Below are 12,424 nucleotides of genomic sequence, written 5' to 3'. Positions count from 1 at the left end.
GGGCCATATGGCTGCCATCGGGCCGGGCAGGTGCGCCCTTGCGAAAACGGCGCGGTTTCCGTAGGAGCCGGTCCATCCCGCCAAACCCACGGACCCTGCGGCCCATGCTCCGACCGGCCATTCTTCGTCTTGCCCTGCCCTTCGCATCCGCCATCCTGGCCGGGACTTGCGGCGCGCTGCTGGCATGGGCGTGCGGCCTGCCCGCGCCATTCCTGACCGGCCCTGCCGTGGCTGTCACGCTGTGCGGCCTTGCAGGCATGCGGATGGGCATTCCGGTCCGCATTCGCGACCTTGCCTTCGTCCTGATCGGCCTGTCCATGGGGTCGGGCGTGACGCCGGAGGTGCTGGGCGGCCTGACACGCTGGCCGGTGAGCCTGGCCACGCTGGTCGTGTCGATCGTCGCCATCATGCTGGTGTCGCGCGCGGCGCTGGTGCGGCTTACGGGGGCCGGCGGACCTTCGGCCGTGCTGTCATCCACGCCTGGCCATTTGAGCTTTGTCCTGGCCATGGCCGAGCAGGCGGGGCTCGACGTGCGGCTGATCGGCGTGGTTCAGTCGATGCGGGTGCTGTTCCTGACGCTTGCCGTTCCGCCGGTTGTGCAATTCGCCGGGCTGAGCCTGCCGGTGCGGGGCGCGGAAGCGGCCACGATGTCCGCGGTGCAGATGGGGGTTGCGCTTGTGCTTGCCGGCATTGCCGGCTGGGGGTTCAAGCGCGTGAGCCTGCCGGCGGCCTATCTGCTGGGCGGGATGCTGGTGTCGACTGCCGGGCATCTCGGCGGCGTGCTCTCCGGGGGACTGCCGGCCTGGCTGTCGGTGCCGGCCTTCGTTCTGCTGGGCACGCTGATCGGCACGCGGTTCTCCGGGGTGACGGCCGGGGAATTGCGGCGCGCACTGGGTGCGGGCCTGCTGACAACCGCCATCTCCGTCGTCATCGCGATGGCTGCGGCGGGTCTTGCATCGGCGCTGACCGGGATTGCGTTCGGGCCGATGATGATCGCGCTGGCGCCCGGCGGGGTGGAAACCATGACCGCGATGGCCACGTTGATGGGCGCCGATCCGGCCTTTGTCGCCGCCCATCATGTCTCGCGCCTGCTTTTCCTTGCCGCCTTCGTGCCGGTCATGCTGGGCCGGCAGCGGCGCAAGGACGAGAGCGGGTCCGCTCAGTAACCGGCGGGGCAGCGGGCGATATAGCGGCGGCCGTAGCGGTCGCGATAGACGCAGTCGCCGCGCCGCGTGGCCCGGCCGATCAGCACGCCTGAAACCGCGCCGATCGCAGCGCCGGCAATCGCGCCGCCGGCCTTCCCGCCCGTGGCGATGGCGCCGGCAGCCGCGCCGATTGCACCGCCGGTTGCCGCGTCGCGCTCGGCTGTCGTGCATGCGGCAAGGGCCATGGTTGCAGCGATGATGACAAGGATGTTCTTCATGAAACCTCTCCTTAGCGTTGTCCCGTCCCATCCGCCATGAAGGCCCACGCTCGCGGCGGTTTTGGGGCAGGGCTATCCTAACCTGTTGAATGGCGGGTTGCATGGCTTGTCCCACGAGGCATTTTAGCGCATCTCGATTGCCAAGGCGCCTGACTTGTGTTTACCATTTGGTCAAAAAGACGGGATGCCAAACTTTTCATCAGGGGAACAGGAGCCAGACCATGCCAGCCAGGACCAGAACGGCGGCCGCAGTGCCGCTCAGCCGGCGTCACCTTCTCGCAGCCGGCGGTGCCGGCGTAGCCATGCTCGCCATGCCGGGCCTCGTCGGCCGGGCGCGCGCGGCAGACAAGATCAAGGCCGCTGCGATTTATACCGTGCCGGTGGAGCAGCAATGGGTGAGCCGCATCCACAAGGCCGCGCAGGCGGCGGTGGAGCGCGGCGACATCGAGTATGTCTTTTCCGAGAGCGTGTCGAACAGCGACTATGAGCGCGTGATGCGCGAATATTGCGAGGCGGGTTACGATCTCATTCTTGGCGAAGCCTTCGCGGTGGAGGATGCAGCGCGTTCGGTTGCCGACGATTACCCGGACAAGGCCTTCCTCATCGGATCGTCCTTCAAGCCGCAGGACGAGCACCCGAATTTCGCGGTGTTCGACAATTACATCCAGGATGCCTCCTACCTAACCGGCATCATTGCCGGGGCGATGACCAAGACGAACAATATCGGCATGGTGGGCGGCTATCCCATTCCCGAGGTGAACCGGCTCATGCATGCCTTCATGGCCGGGGCGAAGGAGATGAACCCGGAGGTGAAATTCCAGGTCGCCTTCATCGGCTCGTGGTTCGACCCGCCCAAGGCCAAGGAAACCGCCTTCGCCCAGATCGACGCGGGTGCGGACCTGCTGTATGCGGAGCGCTTCGGCGTGTCCGACGCGGCCAAGGAAAAGGGCCTGCTGGCCATCGGCAACGTCATCGACACGCAGTCCGACTATCCTGAAACCGTGGTTGCCTCGGCGCTGTGGCATTTCGAGCCGACGCTCGACGCGGCCATCGCGAAGATCAAGGCGGGCGCTTTCAAGGCCGAGGATTACGGCGTCTATTCCTTCATGAAGGAAGGCGGCTGCTCGCTGGCGCCGCTCGGCACGTTCGAGGGCAAGGTGCCGGAAGCGGCCATGGCAATGGTTGCGCAGAAGGAAGCCGCGATCAAGGACGGGTCCTTCGTCGTCGAGATCAACGACGAAGAACCGAAGTCGACCATGTAAGGTCCGGTTCCGGGCGGCGGCCAGCCTGCCGTCCGGCATCTTGAAGGGGGACGGGCAGTGTCGCACGGCACGCAAGCCGAAGGTCCGGTGCTGCGCCTGGCCGGAATCACGAAACAGTTCGGCGCGCTCAAGGCCAATGACGGCATTTCGCTTTCGCTGGCGCGGGGCGAAGTGGTGGCGCTGCTGGGCGAAAACGGCGCGGGCAAGACGACGCTGATGAATATCCTGTTCGGCCATTACGTGGCCGATGCAGGCGGCGTGGAGGCCTTCGGGCAGCCCTTGCCGGCAGGCGATCCACGTGCCGCGCTTTCCGCCGGCATCGGCATGGTGCACCAGCATTTCACGCTGGCAGGCCAGATGAGCGTGCTGGACAATATCGCGCTGGGCACGCAGCCGCTGTTCTCGCTGCGTTTCGACAGGGCGGGCGCGAAGGCGCGCATTCTCAGGCTGGCCGGCGATTTCGGACTGCAGGTCGATCCCGATGCGCTGGTGCAGTCCCTGTCGGTGGGCGAGCGGCAGCGCGTGGAAATTCTCAAGGCGCTCTATCGCGATGCCCGCATCCTCATCCTCGACGAGCCGACGGCCGTGCTCACCCCGCAGGAAACGGACGCGCTTTTCGCCACGCTGAAGAAGCTGGTGGCCGACGGTCTGTCGATCATCTTCATTTCCCACAAGCTCAACGAGGTGATGGCGGTGGCCGACCGGGTCGTGGTGCTGCGCGCCGGCCGCGTTGCCGGCGAGGTGACCGTGGCGGAGACCGACCGGCATCAGCTTGCCACCATGATGGTGGGTCAGGAAATCGTGCCGCCGGACATCGCGCCGCCGGTGACGGGACCAGCCCTGCTGACGCTTCGCGATGTGCATGCCGCCGGACAGGGCGGCGGGCCGGCGCTTCGCGGTATCGATCTGGAATTGCGCGGCGGCGAGATCACCGGGCTTGCCGGCGTGTCGGGCAATGGCCAGGCGGCGCTTGCGGCACTGATTGCCGGCACCGCCAGCCCGTTGTCGGGCGCCTTGCTTGTCAAGGGCGAAGCGGTTCAGGTCTGGTCGCCGCGCGTGGCGCTTTCCCACGGCATCGGCCGCATTCCCGAAGACCGCCATGCCACGGGAATGATCGACGATATGAGCGTGGCCGAAAACGTCATCTCGGAGGCCTATCGCAGCCGGCGCTTCTCTCGGTTCGGTTTTCTGGACTGGGGCGCGGCGCGTGCCTTCGCCGAGCGGATCATCGCCGACTACGATGTGAAATGTCCGTCGCCGGAGGCGCGGGTGCGCCTGCTTTCGGGCGGCAACATGCAAAAGCTCATTCTCGGACGCGCGCTGGACGGGGAGCCGGCGGTGATTCTCGCCAACCAGCCGACGCGCGGACTCGATGTCGGCGCGGTGTCCTACGTTCATGCCCGGCTGCTGGAGGCGCGGGCGCGCGGCGCGGCGGTTCTGCTGATCTCGGAGGATCTCGACGAGGTGCTGGCACTGTCCGACCGGGTGTTCGTCATCTCGAAAGGGCGTCTCTCGGCACCGTCGGCGCGCGGCGAGCGCAGTCTTGCCGACATCGGCCAGCTCATGGCCGGACACGGATTCGAGGGGATCTCCGATGCGGCTTGAACCGAGGCCCAGGCCGACCTTCCTGCATACGCTCGGCTATCCCGCCGGCGCGATCGCGGTGACCATTCTCTTCGCCTCGCTGCTGGTGCTGATCGCCGGGGCCAACCCGTTCAACGTTTTTTGGCTGGTCATCAAGGGCGCGGCCGGTTCCCAGTTCGCCTTCCTGGAAACCCTGACGCGGGCGACGCCGCTCATCTTCACCGGCCTTGCCGTGGCCGTCGCCTTCCGTGCGCGGCTGTGGAACATCGGCGCAGAGGCGCAGCTCTATATCGGTGCGGTGATGACGGTGGTGCTCGGAACCGGCGCGGTCATGCTGCCGTCTGTCGCGCTGATCCCGCTCATCATGGCGGCGGCGATGCTGGCCGGTGCGCTGCTGCTGCTTGGGCCCGCGGTGATGAAGATCCGCTTCGGCGTCGACGAGGTGGTGACCACGCTGCTGCTGAACTTCATCGTCCTGCTGTTCGTTTCCATGCTGCTGGAGGGCGTTCTCAAGGATCCGAGCGGGCTGGGCTGGCCGCAGTCGAAGAAGGTGGTCGACGCGGCCGAACTGCCGCGCCTCGTCAAGGGCCGGAGGCTGCACTGGGGCTTCGTTCTGGCGCTGGCGAGCGCCGTCGTCACCTGGGTCATCATGAAGAAAACGGCGCTCGGCTACGAAATGCGTGCGGTGGGCCACAATCCGGAGGCGGCACGCTTTGCCGGCATCCCGGTCAACCGGGTGCTGATGAAGACAGCGCTGCTGTCGGGCGGGCTTGCCGCGCTGGCCGGTTTCTCGGAAGTGGCGGGGCTGAAAGGCAACCTGACGCTCGATCTTTCGCCGGGCTTCGGCTACACGGGCATCGTCGTGGCCATGCTGGCCATGCTGAACCCGCTGGGCGTGGTGCTGTCGGCGATCTTCGTGGCCGGCATTTTCGTGGGCGCGGACGCGATGAGCCGGGCGGCAGGGGTGCCGTCCTATATCGCGCAGGTGATGGTGGCGGCCGCGCTGCTGACCATGGTGGCGGCGATCATGCTGTCGCGCTATCGCATCCGGTGGAGGTGACGCCATGGGCGACGCGCTGGAAATCCTGTTCACGGCCACGTTCTGGGCCGCAGCCATCCGCATCGCCTCGCCGTTGATCTTCGCCACGCTGGGCGAACTGATCTGCGAGCGGGCCGGTGTTCTCAATCTCGGTATCGAGGGCATCATGACGGCGGGCGCCTTCGCCGGCTGGTTCGCCGTGTGGAACGGGGCCGATCTGTGGACCGGGGTGCTGGTGGCGGCGCTGACGGGCGCTGCCTTCGGTTTCGTCCACGGCTTTCTGACCGTGCCGCTCGGCCTGTCGCAGCATGTCACCGGCATCGGCATCACGCTGCTGGCCTCCAGCCTGACCTATTTCACCTATCGCGTGGCACTGCCCAAGGTTTCCTCGCCGCCGAAGATCGAGGCGTTCCAGGCCTGGCCGGTTCCTGTCCTGTCGGATATCCCGGTGCTCGGGCCCGCGCTGTTCAACCAGACGCCGCTCACCTACCTGGCCTTCATCATGGCGGGCCTTGTCGGCTGGCTGCTCTACCGCACGCCGGCGGGGCTGGCGCTGCGGGCGGTGGGCGAGAATCCCGCGGCGGTGGAAGCGCAGGGCATTTCGGTGACCGCCGTGCGCATCGGCGCGGTCATGGCGGGTTCGGCGCTGATGGCCATCGGCGGGGCCTTCCTGACGATGAGCGCCTTCAACTCCTTCTTCTTCGAGATGGTGAACGGGCGCGGCTGGATCGCCATCGCGCTGGTGGTGTTCGGTTCCTGGCGGCCGGGCAAGGCGCTGATCGGCGCCATCCTGTTCGCCGCCTTCGATGCCTACCAGTTGCGGCTGCAACAGGTGGCCGGCGCCTTCGTGCCCTATCAGGTGTTCCTGATGATGCCCTATGTCCTGTCCATCCTGGCGCTGATCCTGGTGGCGCGGCGCGCCACCTATCCGAAGGCACTGATGATCCCTTATCAGAAAGGCGAGCGCTGACCCGATGTTCGACATTCTTCTCAAGAGAGGCATCCTGCCTGACGGGCGGACAGCCGATATCGCCATCAAGGACGGCCTGATCGGCGCGGTCGAGCCGGTGATCGAGGCGCAGGCCGGTGAGGTCATCGACGTGTCGGGCGATCTCGTTTCGCCGCCCTTCGTCGATCCGCATTTCCACATGGATGCCACGCTCTCCTACGGCCGGCCGCGCATCAACGCTTCCGGCACCCTTCTGGAGGGGATCGGCCTGTGGGGCGAATTGAAGCCGCTGCAGACGGAAGAGGAGATCGCCGAACGCGCGCTCGCCTATTGCGACTGGGCCGTGTCCATGGGCCTTCTGGCCATTCGAAGCCATGTCGACACGTCAGACGAGGACGGGCTGAAGGGCGTTCGCGCGCTGCTTGCGGTGCGCGAAAAGGTGAAACCCTTTCTCGACCTGCAACTCGTCGCCTTCCCGCAGGACGGGTTCTACCGCTCGCCGGCGGCGCGGGACTGCACGATCCGGGCGCTGGACATGGGCGTCGAGATCGTCGGCGGAATTCCGCATTTCGAGCGCACCATGGCGGACGGGCTGCGCTCGGTGACCGAGCTTTGCGAGATCGCGGCGGATCGCGGGCTGATGGTGGACATGCATTGCGACGAGACGGACGATCCCATGTCGCGCCACATCGAGCAGCTTGCCTTCGAGACACAGCGCCTCGGTCTGCAAGGCCGGGTGGCGGGATCGCATCTGACCTCCATGCATTCGATGGACAATTACTACGTCTCCAAGCTGCTGCCGCTGATGGCCGAGGCGGACGTTGCAGCCATTCCCAACCCGCTCATCAACATCACGCTGCAGGGGCGGCACGACACCTATCCGAAGCGGCGCGGCATGACGCGGGTGCCGGAAATGCTGGCCCACGGCATCACGGTTGCCTTCGGTCAGGATTGCGTGCTCGACCCGTGGTATTCGCTGGGCACCGCCGACATGCTGGACGTCGCCTTCATGGGGCTGCACGTGGCGCAGATGACGAGCCCGGCGCAGATGCGCGCCTGCTTCGACATGGTGACGGCCAACAGCGCGAAGGTCATGGGCCTGGACGGCTATGGCATCGCTCCGGGCTGCAAGGCGAGCCTTGTCGTGCTGGATGCATCCTCCCCGGTGGAGGCGATCCGGCTGCGCGCCAACCGGCTGATGGTCGTGGCCGGCGGGCGGATCGTGGCGCGCCGCGGCAGGCACGAGACGGCGCTATCATTGCCCGGAAGACCCTCGAATGTCAGCCGCAGGCACCCGTCAGGCTCGTGAATTCGGGCTGGACCTGCCTTGCGCATCCTTGACCGGTCCCGCGCCGCTCTTTAATCGACACGGGAAAGAGACAGGGCGCCAGCGCGCGGACAGGACCGGATACAATGCAACTGGACACGATCGAATCGGCCATTCAGGCCATTGCCAATGGCGAACTCGTCGTGGTGGTGGATGACACCGACCGCGAGAACGAGGGCGACCTGATCATGGCGGCCTCGAAGGCGACACCCGAAAAGATCGCCTTCATGATCCGCCATACATCCGGCATCCTCTGTGTTCCGATGACGGCGGCGCGCGCCGATGCGCTGCATCTCAACCCGATGGTGGCCAACAATATCGACCCGCTGCGCACCGCTTTCACCGTTTCGGTGGACTACAGGATCGGCATGACGACGGGCATTTCGGCGACGGAGCGGACAGCGACGATCACGGCGCTGGCCAATGGCAATGTCGCGCCGTCCGATTTCATCCGGCCGGGGCACATCTTCCCGCTGATCGCACGATCCGGCGGCGTGCTGACGCGCTCGGGCCATACGGAAGCGGGCGTCGACCTGGCCTCGCTGGCCGGGCTCGAACCTGCCGGTGTGCTGGCGGAAGTGGTCAACGATGACGGCACGGTCAAGCGCCTGCCCGAACTGATCGAATTCGCCCGCGAGCACGACCTGCGCATCATCTCCATCGAGGACCTGATCGCCTATCGCATCCGCACCGAGCGCTTCGTCCAGCGGGTCGAGGAAAAGGACGTGACCGTGCATGGCGGGCCGGCGCGCATCTATGCCTATGCCTCCGACTTCGATCCGCTGCAGCACGTGATCCTGACCTTCGGCGACGTGCGCTCCGGCGAGGACATTCCCTGCCGCATCTATCGCGAGCAGCCGATGGACGACATGGTGGCGCGGCTGAATGGCGACAAGGTTTGGATGGATGCCGCGGTGAAGGCCATCGATGCCCATGGCGGGCGCGGCGTCATCATGATCCTGCGCAATCCCATGGGCCATGATGCCTCGGCGGACGAACACGGCACCGAAGGCGACGGCAAGGATGGCGAGCAGCATGGCAGCGCCCTGGTGCGCCAGCAGCGCTGGCGCGAGGTGGGTGTCGGCGCGCAAATCCTGCGCGATCTCGGCATCCGTTCGATCGCGCTGATTTCGTCTTCGGAGCGCCAGTATGTCGGGCTTGGCGGGTTCGGCATCGAGATCACGCGCACCATCCGCATCTGACCGGCCCTTCCCGGCGGGCGCCGTTTCAGCCGTCGCGGGACTGGATGCGCGCGTAGCGCACCTGTTCGCGGATGAAGGCGGCGATGAAGGCGGTCGTCATGATGAGGACGATGGTGGGCGCGGGCGCGCTGTCGATGAAGAAACTGGCCCATATGCCGAGCACGGAGGCGCCGGCGGCAATGGCGGCGGCGGCGGCCATCATGGCGGCGAAGGTGCGCGTCAGCAGGAAGGCGATGGCGCCGGGCGCGACCAGGAATGCGACTGCCAGGATGATGCCGACGGCCTTCAGCGCCGCCACCACCGCCAGCGAGACGACGGCCAGCAGCCCGTAATGCAGGAAGCGCACCGGCAGGCCGATGGCGCGGGCATGCTGTTCGTCGAATGCGGCCAGGGCCAGATCCTTGCGAAAGACCAGCATGAAGCCGGTCGCGATGGCGCTGATCGCCGCGCTTTCGGCCAGGTCGCCCCATGTGACACCCAGCATGTCGCCGAACAGGATGTGGTCGAGATGCACGTCGGTGGTTGTCGACAGATAGAGGACGATGCCGAGGCCGAACATGCCGGAAAACACCACGCCCATGACGGTGTCTTCCTTGATGCGGCTGTTTTCCTTGAGATAGCCGGTTGCCAGGGCGCAGCCCATGCCGGCCACGAAGGCGCCAGCGCCCAGCGGAAGAGCGATGACATAGGCAATGACGACGCCCGGCAGGACCGCATGGGAAATGGCGTCACCCATCAGCGACCAGCCCTTGAGTATGAGCAGAGCCGAGATCAGGCCCATCGGCACGGCGACAGCCAGCGTGATGAGAAAGGCCTGTTGCATGAAGGGAAAGGCGAAGGGCAGCAGCGGATCGGACAGGAGCTCGTTCACCGGATGTCCTCCAGTACGGTGCGCGCCCTTGCCCGCGCGGCGAGCAGGCCGTGTTTCGGTGCGAACACGAAGGCGGTCAGGAAGAGGAGCGTCTGCAGCACGACAATGATGCCGCCGGTGGCGCCGTTCAGGAAGTAGCTGGCATAGGCGCCGAAGAAGGAGGAGCCGGTGCCGATGGCCACCGCGATGGCGACGAGCCGGGGAAAGCGGTCTGTCAGCAGGTAGGCCGTGGCGCCTGGGGTGACGACCATGGCGATGACGAGGAAGGCGCCGACGGTCTGCAAGGCGGCGACGGTGGATGCGGCGAGCAGGGCGAAGAACAGCACCTTCAGCCGGTCCGGATTGAGGCCGACGGAGCGGGCATGATCCTCGTCGAAGAAGACGACCATCAGATCCTTCCATTTCGCCAGCAGGATGGCCAGTGTCACGGTGCCGATGACGACGAGCTGCAGCGTGTCGGCGGGCGTGATCGCCAGGATATTGCCCATGACGATGGTCTGCACGTCGACCGATGCCGGCGAGAGCGAGACCATGAACAGGCCGAGACCGAAGAAGGAGGTGAAGATGAGGCCGATGATCGCGTCTTCCTTCAGGCGCGTGCGCCGGTTCAGGAACAGCATGGCCACGGCGGCCAGCGCGCCGGAGATGAAGGCACCCAGCGAAAAGGGCAGTCCCAGCATGTAGGCCCCGGCCACTCCGGGGACGATGGAGTGGGAGAGCGCATCGCCGATCAGCGACCAGCCCTTCAACATGAGATAGGCGGAGAGGAAGGCGCATACACCGCCGGTAAGGGCAGAAACCCACATCGCGTTGACCATGTAGCCGTAGCCGAAAGGTTCCAGAAGAAGGCTCATGGCTTGCCGCCCTGCCGCGCTTGCTCCGGCTGCCCGCCGGTCCCGGATGCGCCCCCGGTTTCGGCGCCGGTGCGGCCCTTGCCGTCGTAGAGCACGAAGGGCCGTTCGTCGTCGGTCAGGACGGTGATGCCGCGGGTGTCGTCGTCGTCATGCAGATCGGCGCCGGCCAGGGTGAAATGGCGCAGGACGCCCCCGAAGGTTTCCTGCAGGTTACGCGCCGTGAAGACCTTTTCGGTCGGGCCGGCGGCCAGCACCGTGCCGCGGACAAGCACGGCCCGGTCGCAGAATTCGGGCACCGAACCAAGGTCGTGGGTGGAGACCAGAATGACGCGGCCCTCGTCACGAAGATCGCGGAGCAGCGCGATGATCTGCTGCTCGGTGCGGACATCGACGCCGGTAAAGGGCTCGTCGAGCAGGATGACCCGTCCGTTCTGGGCCAGGGCGCGGGCAAGGAACACGCGTTTCTTCTGGCCGCCGGAGAGTTCGCCGATCTGGCGCTTGCGGTGCTGGGTCAGCGCCACGCGCTCCAGCGCGCTGTCGACGGCGGCGCGGTCGGCGGCGGCAGGTCGGCGCAGCCAGCCCATGTGGCCGTAGCGGCCCATCATCACCACGTCCTCGACGAGCACGGGAAAATTCCAGTCGACCTGTTCGGATTGCGGTACATAGGCAACCCGGTTGTCGCGCAGCGCGCGGGCGGCCGGCTGGCCCAGGATGGTGACACTTCCCCGCGCCAGCGGCACGAAGCCCATGATCGCCTTGAAAAGCGTGGACTTGCCGGCGCCATTGCCGCCGACCAGCGCCGTGATCGTTCCCGCCGGAACGGTGAATGAGGCGTCCCTCAGCGCCGTGACGCCATTGCGGTAGGTGACCGTGGCATGTTCGACGGCCAGGCCGGCATCAGCCATTTTTCAAGCCTCCGGCAATCGTCCCGATGGTGACGCGCATCATGTCGAGATAGGTGGGCACGGGGCCATCGGGTTCCGACAGGCTGTCGACATAGAGCATGCCGCCATAGGTGGCGCCGGTTTCCCGGGCCACCTGCTGGGCCGGCTTGGGCGAGACGGTGCTTTCGGAGAAGATCACCGGGATGGCATGTTCGCGCATGGCGTCTATGACGGCGCGCACCTGCTGCGGCGTTCCCTGTCCGTCGGCATTGATCGGCCAGAGATAGAGCTCGCGCAGGCCGAAGTCGCGGGCGAGATAGGAAAACGCGCCTTCCGATGTGGCAAGCCAGCGGCGTTCTTCCGCAATGCCGTCAAGGGCCTCGTGCAGGGGGGCGGCCAAGGCGGCGATCTTCGCCTTGTAGGCGGCAGCATTGTCGGCATAGGCGGCGGCATTGGCCGGATCGCGCTGCATGAGCGCATCGCGGATGTTGTCGACATAGATTTGCGCGGCGGAAATCGACATCCATGCATGCGGGTTGGGCTTGCCGTCATAGGCGTCGCCATCGATCATGATCCGGTCGATGCCCTCGGATACCGTGACTTCCGGTACACCGTGCAGATTGGTGAAGAAGCGCTCGAACCAGCGTTCGAGATTGAGCCCGTTCCACAGGATCAGGTCTGCGCCCTGCGCCTTGACCAGGTCGCGCGGCGTGGGCTTGTAATTGTGAACCTCGGCGCCGGGCCGGGTGATGGAGACGACCTCGGCATGCTCGCCGGCAACATTGGCCGCCATGTCGGCAATGACTGTGAAGGTCGTGACAATCTTCAGCTTGTCGGCTGCCTGTGCCGCCGGCGTCAATGCCAGCACCGCAACCATGCCCGCAAGAGCTAGCGCCTGACAGAAAAATCGCGTCATGTTTCCTACCTGCAAATTGTTTGCATTAAAAGACCTAGAGGGCGGCAGGCGATCCGTCAAGTCTCCTGCAAATCATTCGCAACTGGTCAATTCCATTTGCAACTGCGTCGCAA

At 66.0% G+C, this 12,424-nt stretch carries 12 protein-coding genes; 7 read left to right on the top strand and 5 right to left on the bottom strand.

The window, feature by feature from the left end; genetic code table 11:
- Positions 1 to 104: 104 nt before the first annotated feature.
- A complete protein-coding gene (locus R3D65_RS05200; protein WP_371274170.1) occupies positions 105 to 1,166 on the top strand; it encodes an AbrB family transcriptional regulator in 1,062 nt (353 codons plus the stop codon).
- Here the strand turns inward: R3D65_RS05200 and R3D65_RS05195 are convergent.
- Complete coding sequence (locus R3D65_RS05195) at positions 1,160 to 1,423, bottom strand: hypothetical protein (RefSeq protein ID WP_371274169.1); 264 nt, start codon at positions 1,421 to 1,423, stop codon at positions 1,160 to 1,162. The genes R3D65_RS05200 and R3D65_RS05195 overlap by 7 nt on opposite strands.
- 221 nt (positions 1,424 to 1,644) lie before the next feature.
- Here R3D65_RS05195 and R3D65_RS05190 point away from each other — a divergent pair, with 221 nt between their 5' ends.
- The 6 genes from R3D65_RS05190 to ribB all read left to right on the top strand — a co-directional run bounded on the left by R3D65_RS05190 (position 1,645) and on the right by ribB (position 8,786).
- Positions 1,645 to 2,685, top strand: a complete 1,041-nt coding sequence (locus R3D65_RS05190) for a BMP family protein (protein ID WP_371274168.1) — start codon at positions 1,645 to 1,647, stop codon at positions 2,683 to 2,685.
- A gap of 57 nt (positions 2,686 to 2,742) precedes the next feature.
- Positions 2,743 to 4,290, top strand: a complete 1,548-nt coding sequence (locus tag R3D65_RS05185) for an ABC transporter ATP-binding protein (RefSeq protein ID WP_371274167.1) — start codon at positions 2,743 to 2,745, stop codon at positions 4,288 to 4,290.
- Positions 4,280 to 5,329 carry an ABC transporter permease gene (locus R3D65_RS05180; RefSeq protein ID WP_371274166.1) on the top strand — a complete coding sequence of 350 codons (1,050 nt, stop codon included), beginning with the start codon at positions 4,280 to 4,282 and terminating at the stop codon, positions 5,327 to 5,329. The genes R3D65_RS05185 and R3D65_RS05180 overlap by 11 nt, the downstream gene beginning before the upstream one ends.
- Before the next feature lie 4 nt (positions 5,330 to 5,333).
- On the top strand, positions 5,334 to 6,278 hold the full coding sequence (locus R3D65_RS05175; protein ID WP_371274165.1) for an ABC transporter permease: 945 nt from the start codon (positions 5,334 to 5,336) through the stop codon (positions 6,276 to 6,278).
- Between the two features lie 4 nt (positions 6,279 to 6,282).
- Positions 6,283 to 7,566 (top strand): amidohydrolase family protein, encoded by a 1,284-nt coding sequence (locus R3D65_RS05170; RefSeq protein ID WP_371274164.1) that lies wholly within the window; start codon positions 6,283 to 6,285, stop codon positions 7,564 to 7,566.
- A gap of 104 nt (positions 7,567 to 7,670) precedes the next feature.
- Entirely contained in the window at positions 7,671 to 8,786 is a 1,116-nt protein-coding gene (ribB, locus tag R3D65_RS05165) for a 3,4-dihydroxy-2-butanone-4-phosphate synthase (protein WP_371274163.1), read from the top strand.
- Positions 8,787 to 8,811: 25 nt separating this feature from the next.
- Here ribB and R3D65_RS05160 read toward each other — a convergent pair whose 3' ends face one another.
- From R3D65_RS05160 to R3D65_RS05145, 4 genes are read right to left on the bottom strand one after another with little or no spacing between them, the layout of a single operon-like run.
- Positions 8,812 to 9,657: a metal ABC transporter permease gene (locus tag R3D65_RS05160; protein ID WP_371274162.1), complete on the bottom strand. Its 846-nt coding sequence runs from the start codon at positions 9,655 to 9,657 to the stop codon at positions 8,812 to 8,814.
- Positions 9,654 to 10,511: a metal ABC transporter permease gene (locus tag R3D65_RS05155; RefSeq protein WP_371274161.1), complete on the bottom strand. Its 858-nt coding sequence runs from the start codon at positions 10,509 to 10,511 to the stop codon at positions 9,654 to 9,656. The genes R3D65_RS05160 and R3D65_RS05155 overlap by 4 nt, the downstream gene beginning before the upstream one ends.
- On the bottom strand, positions 10,508 to 11,416 hold the full coding sequence (locus tag R3D65_RS05150) for a manganese/iron ABC transporter ATP-binding protein (protein ID WP_371274160.1): 909 nt from the start codon (positions 11,414 to 11,416) through the stop codon (positions 10,508 to 10,510). Before R3D65_RS05150 ends, R3D65_RS05155 begins: the two co-directional genes overlap by 4 nt.
- Positions 11,409 to 12,311, bottom strand: a complete 903-nt coding sequence (locus R3D65_RS05145; protein WP_371274159.1) for a metal ABC transporter substrate-binding protein — start codon at positions 12,309 to 12,311, stop codon at positions 11,409 to 11,411. Before R3D65_RS05145 ends, R3D65_RS05150 begins: the two co-directional genes overlap by 8 nt.
- Positions 12,312 to 12,424 lie beyond the last annotated feature (113 nt).

Origin of the sequence: Zhengella sp. (assembly GCF_041397485.1) — a bacterium.
In the GTDB taxonomy this organism is placed as follows: Bacteria; Pseudomonadota; Alphaproteobacteria; order Rhizobiales; family Rhizobiaceae; genus Zhengella.
Note: the sequence above shows the minus strand (reverse complement) of the source record. Positions and strands in the feature narration are given on the sequence as shown.